The following is a 26,977-nucleotide window of genomic DNA, read 5'->3' on the forward strand; positions in this document are numbered from 1 at the left end:
AACCGCATTTAAAATTTCTCTCATTAAGAGGGAGGGTGAGCAATATAAATAAAGAAGATTCAGATGACATATATATTCGCACAGTACAGAAAGAGTATACAAAAATTGACGGAAAGTGGCTTCAGCTGCATTATAAGACAGCAGTTGTTCTAGTTATAGTTGCTTTCTTAGTCGAGGTTTCCATGGGAATATTTTTAATCAATTCAGATATGCTTAGAACGACAGTCCATCGATTTTTTCTGAAATATTTAATTTTTCCAAGTGGAATTAATTTTATTTTTATTGCTCTTAATATGTTTATAATCAAATCAAAAATTTTTTCACAAACCTTTAAGATTTATGCTATTTCAATTATTTTTGTATGTATTAATTTCGTTCTTTTTGCTGTACATAATGCCTTTATAGCAATTTATTATATTGCCGCAATAGCAATTATGCTGACTATAATCTATGCCAACTATTATGTAACAGGCATGACTGCGCTAACAAGCATTGTTTCTATGGTGATTTCAGAGCTGTTTATACAATGGGATGGAGATAAAATCAGTATTTTTCAAAGCACCCTTCGATTTAGTGAATTTTTGATTTCTCTTATTTCTCTTATTACCTTTTCCATTGCTTGTATGATAATAATTCGGTTTGAACGTAAAAAGAACAGCGCAAGCATACAAAAAGAAATCGAACGGCAGCAATTACAGCAAATTCTTCATATGGACGAAATGACTGGAATATATAATCGGAAAGCACTTCATAATGAGCTTAAACATGTGGAAGATACTCCATCAGATACCCAGCATATTCTTGCAATCGTAGACATTGATAGATTTAAAAGTATCAACGACACATGGGGCCATCATATAGGAGACCGCTGTTTAATAGAATTTGCGAAAATTCTGAAAGAATATCATACGAATATTACTCCTTTTCGCTATGGGGGTGATGAGTTCTGCCTGCTGTTCCGAGGTATCCGTATGGCAGATGCAGAAATTATTTGCAGAGAAATCCAGGATAAAGTCAACAATTTAGCCTTTAAAGATTATCCAAAGCTGGAGCTCACAGTAAGCTTCGGGCTCGCGGCAATTTCCGATCAAATTGACACAGTAAGGCTTTTTATTAATGCCGACCATGCCCTATATGAAGCAAAAAAAGTCCGCAATTCTATCTGTGTTTTTAAATAAGATGATTACAAGGTATTAGGAAAAGTATACGAAAAACCATGAGAATTCTCTTCGGTAAAATTTATAAGACCTTTTGTATAGAAGAACAGGATAAGATAAATTTGTTTGTAATTTCTACTGAAAAGACATTTTATGTTTTCTTCAATTTGAAGTCAAAGACTCACCTTTCTTGAAGAGCTCCTTGATGGGATTTATTATGTTTATCAGAAAGTACAAAAATTATAGTAAAAGCACTTTTTAAAAATGTTGAAAGGGTGAAAATCGAACATGAAAAAGGTCATTGTAATTTATAAATCAAAGTATGGCTTCACAAAAAAATACGCCCATTGGATTTCACAGGAACTGGGGGCTGAGTTAAGAGAAGCTGAAAAAACAAAGGCTTCTGATTTGCTTGACTATGACATTATTGTTTATGGAGGCGGGCTTTATGCAGGAGGTGTGAACGGTCTTTCGCTAATTGTGAAATCTTTTCCGTCTATTGCAGATAAGTCGCTCTATCTATTTACTGTAGGCGCTGCCGATGTAAATAATGAAACGAATATATCAAGCATACGCCGTTCATTGGCAAAGGTACTTACACCTGAAATGGAAAGAAAAATTAACATCTTTCATTTTAGAGGCGGCATTGATTACCCAAAACTTAGCTTTAGTCATCGCATTATGATGCGTATGATGGTAAAAATGATACAAAAGAAACCTGAACATGAACTAAGTAATGAAGATAAAGATATGCTGGCAACCTATGGTCAGGTTATCGATTTTACGGATAAATCCTCTATAGATACCATGATTAATCGAATAAAATCAGAAATTTAGGGTCACCTATAAAACGAAATGTATGGGAAGTGGTCTATGAACATCCTAATTGCAGATGATGAAAAAGACATTCTTAATCTAATAAAAATCAGCCTTGTAGAAAACGGATACACCGCCTTTACAGCACAGAACGGAAAAGAAGCATGGGATATTTTGACTACCCAAGAAGTCCATCTTGCAGTTCTCGACGTGATGATGCCTGTAATGGACGGCTTTAACCTTCTGCGTAAAATACGGGAGCACAGCACCATTCCGGTTATTTTTCTTACTGCAAGGATTGACGATATGGATAAGGTGCTCGGGCTTGGCGCAGACGACTATATTGCCAAGCCCTTTTCCGTTGCTGAATTGATGGCCCGTGTAGGAGCCCAGCTGCGCCGAAATAACGAATACCTATCTCCTAAGGAAAAAGCCGCAACAACCATTGTTTATGGAAACTTATCTATCGATACAGATAAATGCTGTGCCTTTAAGAATGGAGAACTGATTGAACTTGGCGCAAAGGAATACAAGCTCCTTTTATATTTTATGGAGCATCCCGAGCGGTTTTTTACAAAACGGCAGCTTTATCATGCAGTATGGAACGAGGAATTATATTTTGATGATAATACTGTGATGGTTCATATCAGCCGGATCAGAAGCCGCATAGAAGATGACCCGCAAAAGCCTAAATACCTGAAAACTATTCGCGGTATCGGGTATAAGCTTCATTACATAGGTGAAAAGCCATGAGAAGAAAACTCTCTAATCAGTTTCTCGTAAATTTCCTTGTAATATTCCTTCTGACGCTGCTTGCCACGGCGTTGGCATTTGTGATGCTGTCCTTTGCCAGCAGATTAATTTCAGATTCTCTTGTAAAAAACCAATATCCGGCAAGCACAATCATAAAAGAGGATTATACCCAGATTGATTCATCTGCTATTATTAAAAACGGCGGCGGTGTACAGGTTGTTAATAAGGAATATCGCATCGTTTATTCCAAAGGCCTTGACACCATAGGGAAAAATCAGCTAAATATCCAGGAGTTCACAGCCTTTTTAACCGAAAGCAAAGAAAAGCCCTATCATTACGATATCCTTTATCAGCCAGAGGGTGAATTCTGGCTGATTGTCACCTTCCCCACCTCCATTCGCCTTGATTTTTCCTTAATATATAATAAAGAAGCCTCTTCCAGTGATTTCACACGGACAGGCTTTGCCATTGCTTTTGTTGCACTTCTTTATTTTTTAATCCTTGCTTTTCTTACCTTTATTTATTCAAGAATTACGGCTGCAAGTATTACTGTGCCTTTACGAAAACTCTGTGATGGCACAAGGCTTTTACGTGAAGGCGATTATTCCGCAAGGGTGGATTTGCGTCTAAAAAATGAATTTTCTGAACTTCAGAGCACCTTTAACGACATGGCCGCCCGTATTGAGCATGAAATTTCTCTTCGTAAAAAGTCCGAGGAGGATAGAAAACAATTAGTTCTTGATATTTCCCATGACCTAAAAAACCCTATGTCAAGCATACATGGCTACGCTGAAATATGTATAAAAAAACCAGAGCTAACCAAGAAGGACCAAAAGGAATATCTTGAAATCATTCTTCATAACAGTAAGAGGGCAAATAAATTGCTTACAGAGCTTTTTGAGCTTTCCCAAATGGATAGCCCTGAGTTCTCATTGAAATCCGAAAAAACAGACCTTTGTGAATACCTGCGGCAGGCTTGTGGCGACCTTGTGCCCCAGTTTGAAGAAACGGGCTTTGTCTATGAATTTACTATTCCAGAAGAAAGCGTTTTTGCTTTGCTTGATGCCGACAGATTCAGCCGGATCATTGGAAATCTTGCAGAAAACGCATTACGGTATAATCCCCAAGGAACAACAATTTCTATAAACATGGCTATTGAAAATCATTATGCATTGATTGACTTTAGCGACAATGGGATCGGAATTCCTCCTCACCTTGCAGACAACGTATTTAAGCCTTTCATCAGTGCAGATGATGCTCGCAGTTCCAAAGCCGGCGGAAGCGGCCTTGGGCTTTCCATCGCACAAAAAATCGCCGAGGCCCACGGAGGGGAATTGACGCTGATACCCCATAGAAATAAGGGCAGCACATTCAGGATTACAATTCCTACGATTTAAGGTAAATTTAAAGTTCATATCAGCTGTATGAAAGGTTCCATTGCTATAATGGCAATGAGCCTTAAATACAGCTGATTTTTTATTGTGGGGTGATAAATAATAAAGCACGAACCGTTCCTTTTAGAAATGCTTTTAACAAATCTTGCCTTTTTTTTGCGGCAAATTAGTATACAAAACATTTGCAGACCGTCTGCCTCTTGCCGGCAGCGAGCAGGTGCTTGATTTCGGGTGCGGAATGGGCACAGTCGCCTATTATGTTATGAAAAGGCTTCCCAAAGGACAATTGACCTGTATTGATATTTCAGAAAGATGGCTTAATACCTGCCGTAAGACTTTAAGCAAATACAGAAACGTTAGTTTTATAAAATCGGATTTTCCGGAACTGGTTGACAGCAGCTTTAATGTAGTATACTGCCACTTTGTCTTACATGATATTTCAAAAAGTGAGCTTGAAAAAGTAATTTCTGTGCTGACTAAATCCATCAAATCCGGCGGCACTTTCATTTTTCGCGAACCATTAAATGAAACGGAAAAATTAAATATAATCAAAAGGCTAGTTGAGGAAAATGACCTATCTCTCAAAAACAGCCGAATCACAGATATTCCGCTGATGGGCAATGCCCTTACAAAATATCTGAAAGAACACTTTTCACAGGAGAAGATTTATCTGATCGGTGAATCCTGGGGCAGTGCTTTAGGAATTTTTCTCATTGATAAATATCCTGAATCCTATCATGGATTTATCGGTACTGCACAAATGGTTGACTTTGCCGAAACCGAACGCATGGATTATAGAAAGGTAATGGAAATTGCAGAAGCAAAAGGTGACACTGCTATTATAGAACAGCTTAAGAAAAACGGCCTTCCCCCCTACTACGGGAAAAGTGCAACCGGAAAAGTTACAATTAAAAATTTAGAAGACAGGAATAAACAGGCAGCTAAAATTTATTTGGACAGTATAGATAATATCAAAAATCACTTATAAAAATAATTCATACCGGCAACGTAATATTCATGGTCCAATAAAACAAAATGAGAACTATCACGGCCTTAAGTCAAATAAGGCCGTGGTTCTGTGAAAAACAAACCCCGGCCCTTTTTATGTTAAATAAATAATATTATTAATATTAAATGCTTTTTCCGAAATGCTCCATGGCCTGTTTAAACTCTTCTACATATTCAGATTTAATCATTTCAAGGATTTTTTTACTGCTTTCTTCAAATGCATTGGCATCAAATGTTCCTGCTTTTTGCTGCTGAAAGTTTTCTTTAAGTAAAGCAGATAATTCGTCCGCCTTGCCTTCCTTAACACGTTCAAGAATTCAATTGAAGAATTGATTTTGACCCTTTTCCATTATATCTTCTCCTTCCGCCTATTTCTCTATTAATTAGAATAAACTTAGATTTTGCTCATAGTATATCCAAAAATAACATCCCTATCAATATACATCTTATGGCGGCTGAACTCGAGGGCTTGAGCATGAATAGCGGACAGTATACATACAATTTTAAGTTCATTTAAAAATCGACAAAAAAATTTGAAAAATTTGGCGAAAAATCAGATTTACCACCTAAATGGGTATGAATAAAAAGATAATCTGCTATATTATTTTATATAGTAGATTTTTTTATACACAAGAATAATATTCTGTTATTTAAAAATTTAGAACGGTCAAAGAATTATACCATAAAAAATGAAAATTACTTTTCAGCAAAGAGATTCTTTTTTAAGCAAAATAAACTAAGGTTTATATCCAGAAAATACAAATTAAAGCATTCTATGTAAAATTCTTTAAAGAAAATCAGACAATTATGACGATATAAATAATAGAAAGGAAATAAAAACCAACAACGGATAATATTATTCCCTCTTTTATTAAAAAAGGAACTTATAACGATAAAATACCATTATGGCGGTTTATAGGCCGCAATTACATTATTTCTTGTGGCCGAAAAAGAAGAATTAAACCTGGATATACACTTAAAAAATATAAAAGTCAAATAATAATATTATGATCTTTTCCTATTGCGTATCGGAAGAGTTCTCTATGAAAAATGAAAGGAGGATACTCCTATGGCATAGTCAAATGATTGGAAATCAATAAAGGCCGGAACAGGAATCTATTTCTATTTTAAATACATCGGATAGAATTGGTTTTGAAAGGCACGGACAGAATTTATTTTAATGAGTAGATTTTCTGCAAAAAAGCGACACAAGAATTTATGGATATTGTTTTATAGCCAAAGAAAACAAACTTACATAACATAAAGGAGGATACATATATGTTTAAAAAGCTTAAAGCAAATAAGCAAGACCCAAACCTCTCTTCAAAAGGGCTTAAGACACTTCTGTTAAGAATTCTCATATATGTCGGGGTTCCGGTAATCATTTCATATCTGGTTGTAAGCGTCGTTCTGATGAATATTGTCAGCACAACCGTTTCTCGTCTTACAACCAATGAATTAAGCGCTAAGTCGCAAGCGGTGGCCAATGATATTAATGCTTATTTTGGAAAATATTTTGACATAACTGAACAACTTTCCTATAACAGCCAGGCACAAACATTATTTGGGGAACTGGTTCCCGGAGTTATCATCGAAGAGTATGAAGGTGTAAAGCCGGTAAAGGAAACCATGGAAAATATCCAAGCGGCAAGCGGAGATACCATTATGGCTGTATGGGTAGCAGATATAGATTCAAGCCAGCTTATACAGGCAGACGGTGCTTTCCTGCGTGAAGGCTGGGCAGTAAAGGAACGCCCATGGTATAAACAGCTTTCGGCGGCTAACCACACCATAATGACAGAACCTTATGAAGACAGTGTCACCAAGTCTCAGATTGTAAGCGTAATTAGCCCTGTATATCAACCGGGAAGCAATGAAATTATAGGGTCAACGGGAGTAGACTTTTCACTGGACGAGCTTGCAAGAATCATCAGATCCTATACCTTGGGTAAAACCGGCTTTTATATCCTCATAACCGATTCGGGCCAGATTATTTATCACCCTGTTTCTGATAATATTGGCAAAAATATTGCCGATATAGATATATCGGATAATATTCAAAATGCGATGCTTTCCAGATTGGAAGGCAGTTTGGAATATACTTCTCACGGTATTGAAAACCACGGCTATGTTGCATCAGTCGGTAATACAGGCTGGATGATAGCAACAGGCTTACCGGATACAGAGTTTTATCAGGAATATAGTACAGCAAGAACCGCCACAATCTCTGTCTTTGTCATTGCCGCCGTGTGTGTTTTCTTTATGATTTTACTTGTATCACGGCTTATTGTCGCACCGATTAAGAAGCTCACCCTAACGGCTAACCGGATTGCAGAAGGAGACCTTGATGTTTCGGCTGAGGCCGCTTCCCGTGACGAAATAGGGCAGATGGCAGATGCAATCAACCGCACCGTCATACAGCTTCGCCGATATATCGCCTACATAAAGGAAATTACCTCTACCCTTGAAAACATGGCTCAGGGAGATATGCGTATTCATCTTAAAGAAGATTATGTAGGTGAATTTGCATCTATCCGGTCGGCTTTTACAATGCTTTCCAATTCGTTAAATTATACTCTGCGTACTATTGATACTGCCGCCGAACAAGTAAGCGCAGGTTCTTCTCAGGTTGCAAGCGGTGCCCAGGCTCTTGCCTCCGGCTCAACCGAACAGGCCGCCTCTGTGGAAGAATTAAGCTCCTCCGTCGAAAGAGTTGCAGAACAAGCAGCGGAAAATTCGTCTAACGTTATGGCTGCGGTTAGCCATATTGAGCAGGCAGGCACAGCAGTAAACGAAGGAAATGAGCATATGAAGCACCTTGCCGGCGCAATGGCAGACATTAACTCTGCTTCTAATCAAATAGCAAGTATTACAAAGGTTATTGAGGACATTGCCTTCCAGACAAACATTCTGGCCCTTAACGCCGCCATTGAGGCCGCCCGGGCAGGAAACGCAGGAAAGGGCTTTGCCGTGGTAGCCGATGAAGTACGTAATCTTGCAGCAAAGTCCGCAGAAGCCGTTAGACAGACCGGAGAACTGATTGAGGCTTCTGTTGCAGCCGTTAAGAGGGGCACTGAAATTACCGCTCAAACAGCCCATATCCTTCAAGACGTGGGTGAAAAGGCTAATAAGGTTAGTGAAAGCTTTGATAAAATTGAGAGAGCATCTGCTGAACAAGCCTATGCAATCGATCAAATAAAAGAGGGCATTGCCCAAGTTTCTGCCGTTGTTCAAAATAATGCCGCAACTGCGGAAGAGAACTCCGCAACCAGCCAGGAAATGTCTGCTCAGGCAGCTACTCTTCGTGAAGAGGTGGGTAAATTTAAGCTGGGCGAGTGATAGAACAGAGGATAATTGAGAGGAATATAGAATTCATAAAAAATGGCAGTTTAAGAGTTAACATAGTAAATTAACTGGAAAAACTCAAATTAATTTACTATAAGCATTAAAGGGAAGCCTATTGAACTTTAAAGCATGCATTAAAGTTCAATAGGCATAGACGGAGGTAATAAGGATGAAAAATAAGTCGAAAAAACAGATATGGGCTTGGATGATAATTCTAGCCGTTAACTCTTTGATGGTCATACTTTTTCCATTGGTGTTTTCTCAAAGCATCAATTCGGATTTTAAGTGGTATATGATGCAGCAAAGACAGAATTCTGTCAGTAGAATGGTTCACCTTACCTATAACGCCGTCGAACCGTTGATTGACCAGCTTAAAAATGACGAAATAAGCCGCGAAGAAGCAATAGAAAGAATCAGCGGTCTTGTGAGAAAAATGACTTACGGCGATGAGTTCGGCCCTAATTATATTTTCATGAGTACCTATGATGGAATTATGCTTGTTCAGCCCTATGAACCGGAAAAGGAAGGTACTGATCAATGGCTTCTTCAAGACGCAAACGGCAAATATATTATACAAGAGCTTGCAAATGCAGCAAAAGCAAATCCTGAGGGCTCTTTTGTGACATATAATTATTATATACCGAATCTATCCACTGTTGAGGAGAAGCTCTCTTTTGTCATAGGGATACCAGAAATTAACGCTTACATAGGTACCGGCATATATATGGAAAGCAACTATAAAATGCTTAAGGCAACTCTTGAAAAGCAACGGATAACTTATATTGCGACGACAATTTTTATACTTGCATCATTTTTGCTATATACACGGGCACTCCTTAGAAACAATCAGCGGCTTCAACAGGAGATTAAGGAGCGGACCTACGCAGAGAATAATTTATGGACTGTGTTTGATACCATTCACGATGCCATTATAATTCATGATGAAAAAGGAAGGCTTCTGCATACGAATAAACAGGCCAGCATTATGTACGGCCTAAACTGCGATGATATTCTTAATTATAGTATCAAAGACATCACCGTAGACCCTGTTCTTGAAAATCAATGGATTGAAAAATTAAATGAAAAGATTGAGAACCAAGGCTTTGTAATCTTTGAATGTAAATCAAAGAAACCGCTGGAGGGAACAGTCCTTGACCTAGAGATTGCCCTTCGTAAGACTCAGTGGTCTGGAACAAATGCTTATGTAGCTGCTGCACGCAATATTACGGAACGAAAACGATATATGGAGAATATTCATCGCCTTGCTTATTTTGACAGCCTTACGGGCCTTCCCAACAGGGCCTATATCATGCGCGAATTATATAAAAGGCTGGATAGATGCACCGATAGCTGCGGCTCCGGCTCCGCTTTCTTTATAGATGTGGATAATTTCAAAATAATTAATGATACCCACGGACACTCCTGCGGTGACCGTATGCTGATTGAAATCGCAACACGCCTGAATACCCTTTCTTCACCAAATCTTACCTTATCACGGTCCGGAGGCGATGAATTTCTAATACTTTCTGCCAATGCTTCTAGAAAAGAGGAAGTTCTTAAACTGGGGGATCAAATCTTTTCCTTATTTAAGGAGGCTATTATTATCGATAACATCAGCTTCCATGTTACCTGCAGCATAGGGATTGTATTCTACCCCAGAGACGGAAAGACAGTTGAGGAGCTTTTGAAGCATGCTGATCTTGCGATGTATAAAGCTAAAAATCAGGGAAGAGATAAATATGTTCTGTTTGACAGCAGCATGGTAACGGAGCTTTCTCAGAGGACAGAACTCGAGAATCGCCTGAGAGAAGCTTACAAAAACAGAGAATTTCTATTGCATTATCAGCCGCAAATTGATTCAGAGAGCGGCAAAGTCATTGGTATTGAAGCCCTTATACGCTGGCACAGTGATTCTCATGGGCTTATATCCCCAGAGGATTTTATTCCTGTGGCTGAGGAAATGGGCCTTATTAATGAAATCGGCATGTGGGTCATAGAAGAAAGCTTTAGCTTTGCCCGGAGCCTAATGGATAAGGGCATATGCGTTTCCTGTAATGTATCTCCTGTTCAGCTGAAGCAAATTAGCTTCGTTGATGACGTTATTGAAGCTTTTAACCGGTTTGGCCTTAAGAAAGGCAGCGTGGCAATTGAAATCACCGAATCCTGTCTGGTTGAATCCTTTGGCGACACCTATGCAAAGCTTGCCAGATTAAGGGACTGCGGTATTATGATTTATTTAGACGATTTTGGCACCGGCTATTCCTCTTTGAACTATATGAAGAGCCTGCCCATTGACGTACTGAAAATCGACAAATCCTTTATTGATAATATTACGGCAGACGGCATTGAACGGCACATTGTAAAAACAATTGTATCTCTCGCCCGGGAAATAGGGCTTAAAGTTATTGCAGAAGGCGTAGAAGAAAAGGCACAGCAGACCTATCTGACTGCCTGCGGCTGTAATGCCATCCAAGGTTATCTTTTTAGCCGGCCTGTTTCGGAATCAGAAGTACTGGATTTAATATAAAAACAAAAGCGAAATTATCTTTTAGAGAGAATCAATTATAGCTCCCCTTCCCTGAATCTTGCGATAACCATAGGGCTAGTCTGTTTCTCTCAGTCCATGCAGCAAATATTGATTATAGAAATCCAGTATTTTGTTATAACAAAATACTGGATTTCTTATTAATACCCAAAGGTATGAACTTAGGAAGCACCAGGTTAGGATTTATATAAACAAATCCATGTTTGCAAAACAAGTTTACATTTTGTTGTATATCAAAATTTTAAACAGAATTATCCTTTGTCGATTTGTGGCGATTTATGTAACTCTATTCATTGAAGAATCATATATTCCATGATAAAATAAACCGGATGGGGATAAAATAATGAATCATTTGCGGAGAACGGCAGCGAAGTGCGAATGGTAGTTTTGTGCTGTCTGAGAATCAAGTGAAAGGTATAATGAAAAAGAAGCAGCCTTGATTTTGACAGATGCTTTAAAGCCAGCAGCTATATGGTAAACATCGGGAAAATGAGTCACTGTCTCCCTCATCAGACTGGAGGAAACAAGATGAGCCAGACGATAAGTAAACAAGAAAAATATTATTTCTCTGACAAACTTAAAGAGCAGCTGAGTCAAATATCACAATATCCCTTAACCATTATTGAGGCCCCCAGCGGCTTTGGAAAAACAACAGCAGTTAGGGAATATTTACGAAACGAGCTTCCTGAGGCGTCCTGCCAATGGTACATATGCTTGGGAGAATCTGCGCCTATAGCATGGCTGGGAATCTGCGAACTGTTTTCCAGAATAAACAGTGAAGTGGCCAATAATATGAAAAGCTTGAAAATGCCTACCCTGGACACCCTCTTCCATATGACATCATATCTTAAAAATTTGGAATGCCGTAATAAAACATATTTTGTAATCGATAATTACCAGCTTATTAACTTTGATATGCATCGGGAGCTTATAAACGTTTTTTCTATGCACGAAGACCCAAACCTTCACATGATATTTATTACTCAGCAGCTGGACTTCAGACAGCAACTCTCCATACATAATAACAATATTCATACAATTGATGCCTCCTCCTTCTTTTTTGACAAAGAGGGTATTGCAAACCTCTTTCGCATGGAGGGCTTGCGGATCACAGAAAACGAGTTGGAAAATATTTTTAAAAATACAGAAGGCTGGATTTCTGCTATCCGCCTGCAGATGATAAACTACAAAGAATCCGGCTCCTTTATTTATTCAGCAGGAATTGAACATCTTGTAGAAACCGCCATTTGGAACCGTTTAGGATCTGTTGAAAAGGATTTTCTTCTTAAAGTATCTGTTTTTGACAGCTTTACGGCGCAGCAGGCTGCCGAAATACTCGACCATGAAGTCCTGCCCGGAAAAATTGAAGAAGAGCTTAAATCCAGCGATTTTGTACGGTTCTTACCCGATAAGCGTCTGTTCATTATAAACGGTATTTTTCTGGACTATCTGCGTAATAGATTCTATCACCATCAGCCAAGAGCATACCAAAAGAAGGTATTCTACAAAGCCGGTATTTCTTGCGCTGCCATGGGACAGTATTGCCTTGCCACAAAATTTTTCTATACTATCAGAGACTTTGATTCCATACTTTCTTTACCTTTTACCCGTCAATATTTAGATTCCCAAAAAGAAGAATGTGATGAAGCAATGTTTGTGGAAATCGTTCGCGAATGTCCGGAAGAAATATTATGTAGGTATCCTTCTGCTATTGTTGTCTTCGGCCATTATGCACATTTAAATGAGCAACACGAAATCTATAAAAAGCTCTGCCGGCTGCTTCGGTCGCTTATGCAAAATAAACCAAATTTATCGCAGGAAGAAATCCGAAGGTTTAATGCAGAGCTTGTCCTGCTGGAAGTTTTGGGAGAATTCAACGATATTACTAAAATGAAGGAAGGCTATAAAAAAGCAAGGGATATTTTAGAAGACTCATCTGATATAATCGAGCATAGTACGCCGTGGTTTTCTGTATTTCCTACGGCTTTCGGCATTTTTTGGCGTGAATCTGGAAAGCTTGACGAAATGCTTAACACCATTGATGAAATTAGGCCTTTCTACCGTAGCCTCAGTCAAGGCCAGGGAGCCGGCCTAGGCCATCTTATAAGAGCAGAGGCTGTGCTTTCAAAGGGCGAGGATAACGAAGCGGAAATACTTTGCCATAAGGCCCTTTATGAAGCCCGCACCTACAGACAGTTCAGCATTTGTATCTATGCAGAATTAAGCCTTGCTAGGATTTTTATCCTAAGAGGAGATTCTGAGAAATTTTTCACTGCAATTAAAAATATTCAAAGCTTTGCAACAGATTACTCTGACCCTTCCATACACCGTATGGTGGATATGTGCATGTCAATTATAAGCCTTACGCTGGGGGTAAAGGATTATGTTGCTCCTTGGTTCTATAATATAGAGGGCATTAGAAAATTACTCTATGCCCCTGTCATTCCGTTTGCGGAAATATGGTATTTTAGGCTTTTGCTTATAGATAAGCGCTATAATGAGCTCTTTGCCTTTAGCCAGCTTGCTCTGGATACTCTCAGAAACTCCGGTGCAAAAGTTCAATATATGATGCCCCAGATACATAGCCTCATCTTCCTCTCCCTGGCAAAGCATAAAAGCGGAAATGATTTGGAAGCCCAGATGTATCTAAAAGAGGCCCTTGCCATAGCCCTCCCCGATCAGGTATATCTTCCCTTTGCCGATTATGATTGCATGACCAATCTGCTTACAGGGATAAATATATGCTATTTCGACAACCCTATGAAATCTGCGCCTTCCCATAAAAACCAGAAAGAGACATTTATGTTAAACAGCTTCGATGCCTTAACGGAGCTTTGCAAACGGCAGCAAAAGGGCATAAGCACAATAAGAAAATCCCTTATTCAGGTTAAATCTACCTTAACATCAAGAGAAAGAGAAATTGCTCTCCTTGCCAAAGAAAGACTCAGTGCAAAGGAAATTGCAGATAAGCTTTATATATCGGAAACAACTGTTAAAACGACCCTTAGAAATGTTTACAGCAAGCTTGATATTCATTCAAGAAGTGAGTTGGCAACCATAGAATTTTGACGAAAAATGTAATTTACTACCCAAAGTGGTATGAAAAAAAACACGGTCCGTTGTATGATTTTATACAGCGGATTGTTTTTTTGCCATTAGTATTCCTCATAAAAAGACTACACAGCTTCGGCTTAATTATAAAGGAGAAGAGCTTTTACATTTATACGGATAGCAGGAGCGCTAATATTATAAGTGCCATTAATAAATATGGAAAACAACAAATAACAAAACTATCAAAGGAACTTTAAGAAGGCTTAAACTGCAGCTCCAAATTCATATGGAAAGGTCTATGTCCTCAAAAGGCTTAAATATTAGCTTACGAAAATAGGCTTTTTTCACATACTTCCATAAAGGATTCAACAATAAGTCACACCGGGGAAAGGAGATTTACAATATTGGATATTAACGCCATTAAAACCAGTATAGAGGCAAATAATGTGCCAGATGCAATGGAAATGAAGCATCAAAGCAAAAGCAATGGATATTTCAGAAGCGTTCAGGCCCTTCCGGGATATCATCTTGAAGTAACCATGGAGACCGGCTCGATTATCCATTTTAATTTCCGCAGCAGACTCAATACCGCTCGGTTTGGAAGGCTTATAGATGAAGAATTATTCCAAAGTGTACAAACAGACGGAAATTACTTGATATTTCATAAAGCCGGAATTATGCCTGTCAAAGTCACCGCATCTGAATTCATGGATTTGGTTCTAATTGATAGGAGCAAATAAATCTATATAAAAGAGGGATGAAATATGTTTAAAAATAAAAGGATTTCTAAGAAATCAGGTTCATATTCAAAGGGGTTCAAATCACTTTTTACAAGAATTCTTACATTCGTAGGGTTACCTGTTGTCATTACCTTTTTGCTTGTAAGCTTCGTACTGTTGAGCCTTGTAAATAATGCCGTCACCAGGCTCACGACAAACGAATTAAGTGCAAAATCCCTTGCAGCTTCTTATAGTATTAATAATTATTTTGAAAAACACCTTGAAATTGTAAAGACCCTTGCCGGAAATTCCGAACTGGAAACACTGTTTACCTCTGTCAAACCTGGTATAAAAATCGGTGATTATGACAATTTTCCTCAAATTAAAAGTACTCTTGAGAATGTGCAAAATGCAAACCCAGAATCAGTTATGTCCGTATGGATTGTAGATATTGATTCAAGCCAGCTTGCTCAGGCAGATGGATACCTTTCAGAAGAAAGCTGGGACGTACAAAAACGGCCGTGGTTTATCCAGATGAAAAGTGTAAATTCTTCTATTTTAACAGACCCTTATGAAGATACCTCCACTAAATTGCAGGTAGTTACCGTGGCTTCCCCTATATTTAAACCGGATACCCAAGAAATTATTGGGGTCGCCGGCATAGATTTTTCGCTGGAAACCCTCAGTGAAACCATCAAAGGATATACCCTTGGAGAAAAGGGATTTTACATACTCTCAACCGGAGCAGGTCAGATTATATATCACCCTGTTGCCGAAAATATTAATAAAAATATCGCTGACACAGACATGTCGGAAAATATTAAAGAAGCCTTACTTTCTAAATCAGAAGGAAGCCTTTCATACACCTCTCACGGCATTAAAAGCCACGGCTATGTTTCACCGGTAGGAAAAACAGGCTGGACCGTAACGACCGGCTTACCTAATGATGAATTTAAGCAAGAATTTTTTGAAGTCCGTACAGCTATGCTTGCCACCTTCGCAATTGCCATAGCTGCCATAATGGCTGTGCTGCTGATTTTATCAAGTCAAATAGTAGCACCAATAAAAGCCCTTACAAAGACCGCCAATATGATTGCAGAAGGAAACCTTGATGTTTCAGCTGAAGTGAGCTCCCGTGATGAAATAGGTCAGATGGCAGATGCCATTAACCGCACTGTTATACAGCTTCGCCAGTATATCGCCTATATAAAGGAAATTACCTCTACCCTTGAAAATATGGCCTTGGGAGATATGCGTATTCACCTTAAAGAAGACTATGTGGGTGAATTTGCATCTATCCGGTCGGCTTTTACAATGCTTTCCAATTCATTAAATCATACCCTTCGCACTATTGATACTGCTGCCGAACAAGTAAGCGCCGGTTCTTCCCAGGTTGCAAGCGGCGCCCAGGCCCTTGCTTCAGGCTCAACTGAACAGGCAGCTTCTGTGGAAGAATTAAGTGCTTCCATCGAAAGAATCGCGGAACATGTGTCTGAAAATTCGTCTAACGTAATTGCCGCTGCTGGCTATATCGAGCAGGCAGGCACAGCAGTAAACGAAGGAAACGAACATATGAAGCAGCTTGCCGGTGCAATGGCAGAAATTAACTCTGCTTCTAATCAAATAGCAAATATTACAAAGGTTATTGAAGACATTGCCTTCCAGACAAATATTCTGGCTCTTAACGCCGCTATTGAAGCAGCTCGGGCAGGAAATGCAGGAAAAGGCTTTGCTGTTGTAGCTGATGAAGTTCGAAGCCTGGCAGCAAAGTCTGCAGAAGCTGTTAGGCAGACGGGAGAGCTGATTGAGGCTTCTGTTGCAACCGTTAAAAAGGGTACAGAAATTACCACTCAAACATCCCATATCCTTCAAGATGTAAGTGAAAAAACAGTTAAGGTCAGCGAAAGCTTTGATAAAATTGAGAAGGCATCTGCCGAACAAACCCTTGCAATTGAACAAATTAAAGACGGTATTACCCAAGTTTCTGCCGTTGTGCAAAATAATGCTGCAACAGCAGAAGAAAATTCTGCAACCAGCCAAGAAATGTCTGCCCAGGCTGCTACCCTGCGGGAAGAAGTAGGTAAATTCAAACTGGATACGGAAACAGGAAATAACGATATTCCAATAATGCCCAGGTTTACAGGCGCTCCCGAGATCTTTGACCCAATACTAAAAACTTCCTATGAGTTGGGCAAGTATTAAAACAGTAGAATTTTAAATTGGAGGGACTATTATGGCTACAGCCAAAGTAAAAAAAGGCAAAAACAGCTTAATTAAAAATTTATCTATCGGTAAAAAACTAATCACAGGCTTTGGTATTGTGCTTATTTTAATGCTGCTATCTGCAGCTTTGTCACTCTACAGCATCAATAACATAAATCAGCAAATCAGCTTATACGGAGAATACACGGTTCCCAATGCAGAGCATGTTAGAAGCATGCAAGTAAATATGCAGGGCATTTTGCACACTTTACTTGAGGCCATAACCGCCGATAATCTAAAGGGCTCAAAAGATGCGCTGGACAAAGCCGAAAATTACGGCAGGTTAATTGTAGCTGAATTAGATTTTTATGAAAATAACCAGCGAAACCATGACAGGGACGCAGATATTGAACAAATAAAAATAATTATTACTGAAGCCGCGGAAAAACGGCACGAAATTAGCGAGCTTATTCTCACCCGCTCAGATTTTAACATCGCCAAAGCGCTGAATCTATATAGAAATGAATATAAACCGAGAATTGATAAGGCCATGGATATTCTGCTTCAATTTTCAACATCCGCTAAAGACCGGGCAGCACAACAAAGCGCCGACGCTTATGCATCTTCTGTTTCCGCATGGGTTATGGTTACAGCCTGTATCGCAGTATCTGTCGGGCTTACAATTATAGTAATAATTTCCATAAGAAAGTCCATACTCGACCCGATTAACGAAATCGTAAATGCCTACTACGAAATATCCAAAGGCAATACCAAGGCTCAAATAAATTACGAAAGCCGTGACGAACTTGGCCAAATGGCAAAGCTTATTCAAAAAACCAACGAATTGCAAAAGGCTCTTATTGAAGATATTGTTGAGAAGTTTATAAAAATATCTACGGGTGACCTTAGGCTTCAAGTGGATTTGGATTATCCCGGTGATTATGCTATTCTTAAGCAAACAATGGAAAAAACTGTTTCCACCTTGAACCATACCATGAAAGCTATAAATACCGCTGCCGAGCAGGTCAGCACAGGTTCTTCCCAGGTTGCAGACGGAGCCCAGCTTCTTGCGGCAGGCTCTACAGAGCAGGCGGCTTCTGTAGAAGAATTAAATGCCTCTATTATAAAAATTGCCGAACAGGCGGCAGAAAACTCCGATAATGTAAAAATAGCAAGGCAGCAGGCTGAACAGGCCGGAGCCGATGCCAACAGCGGAAATGAGCATATGAAGCATCTTGCCGATGCAATGAAAGATATTAACTCTGCCTCCAATCAAATAGCAAGCATTACAAAGGTAATTGAAGACATTGCCTTCCAGACAAATATCCTTGCCCTTAACGCTGCCATTGAAGCGGCTCGTGCCGGAGATGCCGGAAAGGGCTTTGCTGTGGTAGCTGATGAGGTTAGAAGCCTTGCCGCAAAATCTGCAGAGGCTACGAAAAAAACCAGCGAATTAATTCAAAATTCGGTTGCCACAGTATCTCATGGTACAGAAATCACAGCTCAAACGGCGCAAGTTTTACTGGATTTGGGAATAAATGCACAGCAGGTAATGGACGTTATGGTTAAAATCGAACAAGCCTCCGCTGAACAGGCTAATGCCATTGAACAAATTAAACAGGGCTTAGTTCAGGTTTCCGCCGTTATCCAAAATAACGCCGCCACTGCGGAAGAAAATTCCGCAACCAGTGAAGAAATGTCTGCCCAGGCGGCAACTCTTCGTGAAGAAGTAGGTAAATTCAAGCTGGATACGGAAGCAGAAAAAGATAATATTTTAGTAATTCCCCAGTTAACAGCCCCATCTAACACATCAGAACTTATGATTATGAATTCTTCCACATTGGGTAAGTATTAAATCCATAGGATTTTAATTTGGGGATTCACATGGATATAGCTGAAATAAAAGATGTAAAGACAGCTTTATGCCTTTTGACCTATATAGCCCACACCTTCTTAATATATCCTCATAGGCAATAGAAGGCCAGTCCAAACATCGAAAATTTAAGGAAGAATAAGCCGATGAACCGCAAGAAAATAAAATGGGCTATTAAAACATTTTTAGCTGTAGCCGCCATGCTCATAGGCTCTCTCGCTGTACTCATTGCCTTATCTATCTTATGTATCAGCAAGGAAATGACAGATAAGGTTAACGACGAGTTTTCAGGATTTTCTGCCCAAAACGGAATTATCAGAGAATCGTTAGCAATACCACAAAGGCCGCAGAAAATCTTAAAAGCGTTATCTCAGATGTTGGTTATTGCAACAGTTTCAGCAGAGATGAAAACTTTTCTGCAAATCTTACCTTACCTGCAAGAGACAGCATTGTGGAAAGTATCAGGCTTTCATCGCTTTATAAAAGTGAACTTAGAAAATATTTATACCCTAGGCATTGTTTGTAAAAAGAAAAACCGATGAATGTTTTGCGAAAAAATATATGAGAGTTTTGATTTTACAAACAAGCCCTGACAAGCTTTCGGAATTTTTTATAAATTATACAATTATGAATCAAAAGGGGGAATTATGTGAAAAACATTAAGAAAGAGACTACTCAGATACCGAATAAAATAGTCATTCCGGTATTGATTTTCTGCGGCCTTGTGTTTGCGGTATCCATAATTCTACTTTTTACACAACAAAAACAGAAGCTAGATGAAGAGTTTAAAAGTATGATTATCAACAGCCTTAATATACATACTAAAAGCAATGCCGCTGCCATTAATAATGCCATTGAGAATGCAGGCGGTATATTGGAAATTACGAAAGAAATGCTTTTATCAACGGATACTAATAATCCCCAAGGCATTTTAGCGCAACTGAATACAATGAATTCCGCCCTGTTCATCGGGTATATCAGCGCCCATGAAATTATAACAGAGGCATTATCCACTGTGGTCCAGGCAGACGGAGAAGACGTCGGCAAGAGACTTTTACAGGGTGAAACCGTTGTAGGAAAAATACGCTATTTTCAATCTTTACGGGGTCATTTTCTTCCTTTAGTTTTACCGGTGCAAGAAAACGGAAGCACAGCAGGCGCTCTGTATGCTCATATCAAGGCAGAGGGGCTGCTTCCTGATAATTCCGAAAGCGCCATATATCAAGATGTACAAAGCTGCCTAATTACAAGTAATGGTGATATTTTCTTTAATACCTTCCTGCCAGGTCAGGAAGGAAACCTCTATGAAACTCTTAATGCATATGGCCTTACCCCAGATGAAATTAAAAACATTACGGCAATTATCAATAGTCCTCATATGGACAGCACCGTTTTTAACCGCCATGGAGAAGTTTACTTTGTATCCGCTTCCCCATTGGAATATAACGGCTGGCATCTGGTCTCTTTCGTTCGTGGGCCGGATGTACTTCTGCGTTCGGCAAATATCTTTAAAGATCTGGTGACTACCAGCGCCGTATCGATCTTTCTTACTGCAGGGACCGCCTGCGTTGTTTTCATGCTGCTTCTTTTCAGCAAAAAAGAGCTGGAAAAAGAACAGCGTCGTAATAGTGAACTTGCACAAAGGCTTAAAGCTATGTTTGACCAGCATAATGCTTTAAAAGTAGTCCTTGATGCCGAAACCCAAGAAATTATGGACGTAAATCCTGCCGCATGTAAATATTTCGGCTCTACTCGGCATGAAATGCTTGGCCGTAAGATTCAAGATTTCACTTTGCTCTCTTTTGACATTCTTGATGAGAAATTCCAGAACGCTGAAAGCGGCAAAGTCATATTTTTAGCGGCTCCCCATCGCGTTCAAAGCGGAACCATTAAGCTTCTCGATGTTTATGCCTCTATTATCCGTGACGGTAACCGGAATCTGGTTTATGGAATTCTCTTTGATTCAACAGACAGAGAGCAGTACCGTAATGATCTGTATCGTGAAAAAGAACTTCTTCGGACAACGCTGCAGTCCATTGGCGACGGCGTAGTTACAACGGATAATCTTGGCCTTATTACCAGTTTAAATGAAGTTGCTAAGAAATTAACCGGCTGGAAAAACGGCACAGCTATCGGCAAGTCCTTTACGGAAGTGTTTATCCTCCGCAATGAAGAAACCGGCCAGCCGGCAGAAAACCCCATACAGAAGGTCTTGGAAACAGGCAGAATCATAGGCCTCGCAAACCACACAGAGCTTGTAAAAAGCCATGGAGAATGTATTCCCATTGCCGACAGCGCAGCCCCTATCAAGGCGGAGGATGGAGAGACCTTCGGTGTCGTTATGGTATTCCGTGATGTCAGCGACGAAAAAAAATATAGTAAGCAAATTGAATTTTTAAGCTACCATGACTCTTTAACAGGCTTATATAACAGGCGCTACATTGAAGAGATGATGGTCCGCCTTGATGCAGAAGAGCATTACCCCGTTTCAGTCATTATGGCAGACGTTAACGGCCTAAAAATCACAAACGATGTATTTGGGCATAAAGCAGGAGACGCTTTGCTTAAAAACGTAGCTGACCTTATGCGAAAATGCTGCAGAGAGACTGATTTTATTGCCCGATTAGGCGGCGATGAATTTGTTATCCTTATGCCGGAAACAAGTTTGGAATCAGCGGAAGTAATTATCCAGAGAATCAAAGATACCCATATTGCAATTGAAGGCAATCTCTCCCTTAGCCTGTCACTGGGCTGTGCCTATAAAGATACGGCTGAAAGCAGTATTCAAGCAGCCATGCAGAAAGCTGAGGAATATATGTATCAGCAGAAGCTTCTTGACGGAAAAAGCTACCGAAACTCCATTATCAGTACCTTGCTTGCTACCCTCTACGAAAAAAGCAATGAAACAGAAGAACATTCGAAGCGCCTTGAAACATACTGCCATGAAATAGGCAGAAAGCTTCAGCTTTCCTCTAAGGAGATGGACGAGCTTTCTTTATTGGCTCTTCTCCATGATATTGGAAAAGTCAGCATCAATCCAAATATTCTGCAAAAGCCCGGCACTCTTACCTCTATAGAATGGGAAGAGATGAAGCGGCATCCTGAAATCGGTTACCGAATTGCCCAGGCTACCCCGGAACTGGCGGTTATAGCAGATTTAATACTGTCCCACCATGAGCGCTGGGACGGAGAAGGTTACCCGCGAAGACTAAAAGAAGAAGAAATTCCCTTTGCCTGCCGTATTCTTTCTGTGGTAGATGCCTTCGATGCCATGACTAACGACAGGATATACCGTCAGGCTATGAGCCCTCAAGAGGCACTGGTTGAAATTATAATAAATGCGGGGAAGCAATTTGATCCACAGGTGGCAAATCTCTTAATCGAAATTATTGCAAGTGAAGATGAAAGTTTAGTATTGGAGGATTTATACCATGACAAATGTACCAAATAAGACGAATGACCCTAATGCCTTTACCTGGGAAAAGCTTGGGGATATCAAAAAAGGCCGTGCATCTCTTGGGGAAGAAATGCCGGTTCTCATATATCGCTTAATGCAGTATACCATGCTTGATGTACTGAGTAAGTCTTACGGAAATAAAACAGCAAACGAGTATTTCCGTAAGTCCGGCTATTTGGCCGGTACGGAGTTTGCAACTCATGTATTAGACGTACAGGTTGAATTCAGCGTTTTTGTAGCAAACCTTCAAAAGACAATGAAAGAATTGAAAATTGGGATTTTGCGCATGGAAGATTATAATGAAACAACCGGAGAAATTGTTCTTACTGTCGGAGAGGACCTTGATTGCAGCGGGCTTCCTATTACTAACGAAACCGTATGTTATTATGATGAAGGCTTTATCTCCGGTATCCTTGAAGTCTATACCGGTAAAAAATATGATGTCCGGGAAATTGATTGCTGGGCTACAGGAGACAGAGTTTGCCGGTTCCGAGGCGTAGTGGAGTAAATTTCTTATAAAACAGGAGAAAATACTTATTCACGATAGCTATGTTCTTCGGAAACAGTATTATTTTTGCGGCAATGTAAATATGCGTTTTTTCCTATTTCATTTTAAATTTACTATAAAATAAAAAAGAGCTGTTTTGACTGTAATAGTCCGCATAAATCAATCATAAACCATATAAGGTATTACCGCATATAAAGCCAAAAGCCACAGTCATAAAAATAAATTAAAAAGCCTTTCTCGAGCTGCTTTTGCTTAGTTTATAAACTACTAAAGCAGCTTTCTTATCCCTTTAATCTAAAAATATCCCTTGACTTTCCCCCTACTGGAAGATGTATGATACAGATAATCTCGAGATTGCCGTTAACAAATTTATCTTTAAATTTATTAACCATAAAAGGGCCCCTAACTTAAAAATGATGCATAAGCTTACGCTTTATAGTAAATTTAAAGTTAAACAGTAACAAAACCGTATATTCGCAAGGATTCAAAAATGTACCTTTTCCGAAGGAAATCCGTGTTTTTATACTACGCGAACTTGGAAAAGGATACAAGCGTAAGCCTGCAAATCTTTTTAAGTGAGCATCTTCTTTTCGTTATCAAACTTGCTTTTTGTTTAGTAACGATGAATCCGTAGGAAATCGGTTTTTGTTGCTTCTGTATAAGAAATTTACTTTATATTCATTTTAAGTTCCCTAAGTATACTATTGGAGTGAAGAAATTGTTATCAATTGGAAATTTTTCAAAAATAGCGAACATTACCACAAAAACCCTTCGGTACTATGATGAAATTGGCCTTTTAAAGCCAAGTCACGTAGACAGCGATACAGGATATCGATTCTATGACGTATCACAGCTTGAAAGCATCCTTCTCATTAGTAAATTGAAGGCTTATGATTTTTCATTGGAGGAAATAGCACAGGTTCTTAATAACCCAAAGGATAACGCATTTATTCTCTCAGCTATCAAACAAAAGAAGTTGCTCATTGAAACCATAATTTCAAACTATACCCATGTCCTAAAATGGATGGATGATGATATTTTAAATCTGGAAAGGGGAAATTATTTTATGTCTTATCTTGATAATATTGAGGTTAAGCTCACAGAAACAAAACCTATGAATATCTTATATATCCGAGAAAAAATCAATATAAAAGAATACGAAAATTATATCCGTAACCTGCAAAAAAGAGTAACAGAAGAAAAGCTTACGCCTGTAGGCCCCCCTATGTCCATTTATCATAGTGAGGAATTTAACCCTGAAAGCTATGATGTGGAAATAGCCGTTCCGGTGAAGGAAGTTATCAAAGGCACAAGAGACTTTCCTTCGTTTTTATGCGCTCATGCAACTTTAAAGGGGGATTACAGCGGTCTTACATCTGTATACTCAAAAATACGAGAATGGATTGAAGCAGAAGGATATATTGCCTCAGCTGCCGCTTTTGAAATCTATACAACGGACCCTGCCCAAACTCCGCCGGAAGAAAACATTACAGAAGTTTATTTGCCTGTGAAGAAATTGAGCTGATAAAAGAGCTCATTTTCAAAAAATAATTGGTTTTAAAATAAAATACTTCTTTAAAATAAGTTGAATAATCTAGTGCAAAAGCCTTGAAATGAGAAGATTTCAAGGCTTTTTATATTATTTTATCTGATAGCAAAGACTAATATTAACTATAGTCAAATAGTTTAATTAAAGTAACAAAAATCGTATATTTTGGATGGCTTAATATAAGCGTTTCTATTATATTAAGCCGTTTATAAAAAATAGATTTTTGTTACTACTTTAAGGCTATTTCACTATGATTGCTGTTTAATCTAATTCCTTTTCTTTATTTTCTTCGGCGCTTTTTTATGGATTGTTTTATTAGTTTCTTATAATGGCAATTAGTTAATTTAGAAAATAGCAAGGAAAAATACTGCTTCTATAAGCAGTATTTTTCCCGAATAGCCTTATTCATATTTATATTCTCTGACGGGTCTTCCTTCAATATAGCCCCTTGAACCACTTGGCGCAAATTGAAAGCGCGGGCCGTCTTCCGGTGCAAACTCCCATCCATAGTTTTTAGGGTCATAGCGATTTATAGCTTCCCATACAATTTTTATGGCTTCCTCAAAATTATCCTCTTCAAAAGGCTCCCCTTGAAAAACCATATATTTGCATTTAGGCAAATCAATAATATCAAAGCCTTCGGGAATTTCACCGGAAAATTCATAGGGCACTTCAACAGCCTGACAGTATTCAGATGTTCCGGGCTTACGCATGTTTTCCGGCAGCCATACGCCTATGGACTCGTTTAACGCCCCCTTAATGCTTTCAAGAATACCCCATACATCGCACCCTGCTTCTTCGCAGTATTCAAAATAGCCTTTTGCTTTTATTCCTCTTTTTAATATAAGCTTTCTTTTGGGCCGTTCAATAACCTGTGTAAATACAACTGAATTTAGCATCGTATCATTTCCTTTCTTAACCTGATTATAAGAATGGGTAATGGGATAATAGGAAAAATATTGTACCGGCGGAGCGTTTTTCCGATAATTTCTAGGGGTTATGCCAAACTGCTTTGTAAACGCCTTTGTAAAACCTTCATGAGTGCCGAAGGCCGATTCCAGCGCAATGTCAAGAATGCTTTTATTTGAATCGCGAATTTTCTTTGCCGCTTCTGAAAGCCTTACAGCACGGATATATTCAAAAGGCGTTTTTCCTACAAGCTCAGTAAAAGCCCTTAGGGAGTGCCACGGTGAATATAAAGCTGATTTGGCCAAAGCCTCAAGACTCATTTCTTCATGATAGTGAGCCATAATATAATCTTGCATACGGCGTACCGCCTCTATTGTTTCTCGTTTTTCCTCCATTATCATCACCCGAAATCATCATACCATGATTCTCACAGATTTTTCTTGAACTCAATTGCTAAATTAATCCCAGTAAATTTAAAATGAAACAGAACAAAATCGTTTAAAGCGTGAAATTCAAGATGCCCCATGTACTTAAGTATCAAGTCTGGATTTATGTAAACAAATCTATATTTATTCTTTAAGAAATAGGCTTTTGTTGCTTTCTTATAAGAAATTTACTGCACTATAACATCTTTTATACTAAAATATAGCAGCTTATTGAAATATTGTCCATTCAAAAGAATATGCAGGAAATTCTTTTTATTTCACTATAGTTTTTGTTAAAAAAGTAGCTAAGTTTGACTGTTTTTGCTATACTAAAAATAAAATGTATTAAAAAAGCTGTACAAGCAATACTTATAATATAGTGATGGCGGTGAAAAGTGTGGATATTCAAAAGCTTACAATCGGACAAATGGCTGAGCTAAACCATGTGACCTGCCAAACCCTTCGCCACTATGATAAGGAAGGTTTGCTGAAGCCCTATTTTGTTGATTTACAAAGCGGATATCGGTATTACCATATTAATCAAAGCGCAAGGCTGGATATGATTCAATATTTAAAAGCCTGCGGGGTTCCCTTGGCGGCAATTAAGCGCCAGCTTGAAGCCGATAATCCAAAACAGTTCTATGACTATCTTGTAAAACAGCTTAACGCAATTGAAGACACAATAAGCCTGCTTAACAGCAGTAAAATGTCTATCCTTCGCACAATTTCAAATTATGAAAAATATGAATCCCTTCCAAAAGATGCAACAATCTTCTTTGAATACATACCGGAGCGCTTTATTTACAAATACACCTCCCCTAATAATTTTTTTGAGCAGGACGATTCAGGCTATGAAATGATGCTTCGTGAACTTAAGAAAAATTTGTATGACAAAAATCTTCCTCCAAGTTATTTCTGCAATGTGGGAACAATTATTAAAAAGGCTTATCTTGAAAAGAAAACGCTTTTTTCAAATGAAGTATTCGTATTTGTAGATAAAAAATCCTCTATTGACTATGAAACCGAGGTTCTTTCCCAAGGTATGTATATTTGCTTATGCTCCGATGACTTTTATCGGGAAGCAGAATTTGCTCTGGAACTATTAAATAAAATAAAAAACATGAATTATGTCATTGTGGGCGATTATATATGTGAAGTTATTGCCGAATTTCCGGCTATGAACCATATTTCTCGGAAAATGTTTTATAAAATACAAATCCCTGTAAAATTAAAATGATATTTTCTTAACAAAGTGATTGACTTTAT

Annotated in this window: 17 protein-coding genes; 16 read left to right on the plus strand and 1 reads right to left on the minus strand. The window is 38.8% G+C overall.

What is annotated here, in order from left to right:
- Positions 1-35: 35 nt before the first annotated feature.
- From NBX03_RS10440 to NBX03_RS10510, 15 genes are all read left to right on the plus strand, one after another.
- Positions 36-1,178 (plus strand): GGDEF domain-containing protein, encoded by a 1,143-nt coding sequence (locus tag NBX03_RS10440; RefSeq protein ID WP_250227717.1) that lies wholly within the window; start codon positions 36-38, stop codon positions 1,176-1,178.
- A 267-nt stretch (positions 1,179-1,445) separates the two neighbouring features.
- Complete coding sequence (locus NBX03_RS10445) at positions 1,446-1,994, plus strand: flavodoxin domain-containing protein (protein ID WP_250227718.1); 549 nt, start codon at positions 1,446-1,448, stop codon at positions 1,992-1,994.
- 36 nt (positions 1,995-2,030) lie between these two features.
- On the plus strand, positions 2,031-2,726 hold the full coding sequence (locus NBX03_RS10450; protein WP_250227719.1) for a response regulator transcription factor: 696 nt from the start codon (positions 2,031-2,033) through the stop codon (positions 2,724-2,726).
- Positions 2,723-4,123 carry a sensor histidine kinase gene (locus tag NBX03_RS10455; protein ID WP_250227720.1) on the plus strand — a complete coding sequence of 467 codons (1,401 nt, stop codon included), beginning with the start codon at positions 2,723-2,725 and terminating at the stop codon, positions 4,121-4,123. Before NBX03_RS10450 ends, NBX03_RS10455 begins: the two co-directional genes overlap by 4 nt.
- 142 nt (positions 4,124-4,265) lie before the next feature.
- Positions 4,266-5,108, plus strand: coding sequence for a methyltransferase domain-containing protein (locus NBX03_RS10460; protein ID WP_267134854.1), 843 nt, complete (start codon positions 4,266-4,268; stop codon positions 5,106-5,108).
- A 1,298-nt stretch (positions 5,109-6,406) separates the two neighbouring features.
- Positions 6,407-8,467, plus strand: coding sequence for a methyl-accepting chemotaxis protein (locus NBX03_RS10465; protein ID WP_250227722.1), 2,061 nt, complete (start codon positions 6,407-6,409; stop codon positions 8,465-8,467).
- Positions 8,468-8,642: 175 nt separating this feature from the next.
- Positions 8,643-11,000, plus strand: a complete 2,358-nt coding sequence (locus tag NBX03_RS10470) for an EAL domain-containing protein (protein WP_250227723.1) — start codon at positions 8,643-8,645, stop codon at positions 10,998-11,000.
- A gap of 546 nt (positions 11,001-11,546) precedes the next feature.
- Positions 11,547-14,087: a helix-turn-helix transcriptional regulator gene (locus NBX03_RS10475; protein ID WP_250227724.1), complete on the plus strand. Its 2,541-nt coding sequence runs from the start codon at positions 11,547-11,549 to the stop codon at positions 14,085-14,087.
- Positions 14,088-14,473: 386 nt separating this feature from the next.
- Positions 14,474-14,809 carry a DUF2442 domain-containing protein gene (locus tag NBX03_RS10480; protein ID WP_250227725.1) on the plus strand — a complete coding sequence of 112 codons (336 nt, stop codon included), beginning with the start codon at positions 14,474-14,476 and terminating at the stop codon, positions 14,807-14,809.
- 24 nt (positions 14,810-14,833) lie between these two features.
- Positions 14,834-16,990 (plus strand): methyl-accepting chemotaxis protein, encoded by a 2,157-nt coding sequence (locus NBX03_RS10485; protein ID WP_250227726.1) that lies wholly within the window; start codon positions 14,834-14,836, stop codon positions 16,988-16,990.
- A gap of 31 nt (positions 16,991-17,021) precedes the next feature.
- A complete protein-coding gene (locus NBX03_RS10490; protein ID WP_250227727.1) occupies positions 17,022-18,845 on the plus strand; it encodes a methyl-accepting chemotaxis protein in 1,824 nt (607 codons plus the stop codon).
- 164 nt (positions 18,846-19,009) lie between these two features.
- Positions 19,010-19,405: a hypothetical protein gene (locus tag NBX03_RS10495; RefSeq protein ID WP_250227728.1), complete on the plus strand. Its 396-nt coding sequence runs from the start codon at positions 19,010-19,012 to the stop codon at positions 19,403-19,405.
- A gap of 107 nt (positions 19,406-19,512) precedes the next feature.
- The gene (locus tag NBX03_RS10500) at positions 19,513-22,314 is read left to right on the plus strand and encodes an HD domain-containing phosphohydrolase (RefSeq protein ID WP_250227729.1); all 2,802 of its coding nucleotides are present in this window, start codon (positions 19,513-19,515) and stop codon (positions 22,312-22,314) included.
- Entirely contained in the window at positions 22,295-22,828 is a 534-nt protein-coding gene (locus NBX03_RS10505; RefSeq protein ID WP_250227730.1) for a 4-vinyl reductase, read from the plus strand. Before NBX03_RS10500 ends, NBX03_RS10505 begins: the two co-directional genes overlap by 20 nt.
- Positions 22,829-23,546: 718 nt before the next feature.
- Entirely contained in the window at positions 23,547-24,353 is an 807-nt protein-coding gene (locus NBX03_RS10510) for a MerR family transcriptional regulator (RefSeq protein WP_250227731.1), read from the plus strand.
- Positions 24,354-24,778: 425 nt separating this feature from the next.
- Here the strand turns inward: NBX03_RS10510 and NBX03_RS10515 are convergent, their stop codons facing one another.
- Entirely contained in the window at positions 24,779-25,681 is a 903-nt protein-coding gene (locus tag NBX03_RS10515) for an AraC family transcriptional regulator (protein ID WP_250227732.1), read from the minus strand.
- Positions 25,682-26,108: 427 nt separating this feature from the next.
- Between NBX03_RS10515 and NBX03_RS10520 the strand changes: the two genes are divergently transcribed.
- Positions 26,109-26,948, plus strand: a complete 840-nt coding sequence (locus tag NBX03_RS10520) for a MerR family transcriptional regulator (protein WP_250227733.1) — start codon at positions 26,109-26,111, stop codon at positions 26,946-26,948.
- Positions 26,949-26,977: the final 29 nt, after the last annotated feature.

It is taken from the genome of Anaeropeptidivorans aminofermentans (genome assembly GCF_940670685.1).
GTDB classification, from domain to species: Bacteria; Bacillota; Clostridia; order Lachnospirales; family UBA5962; genus Anaeropeptidivorans; species Anaeropeptidivorans aminofermentans.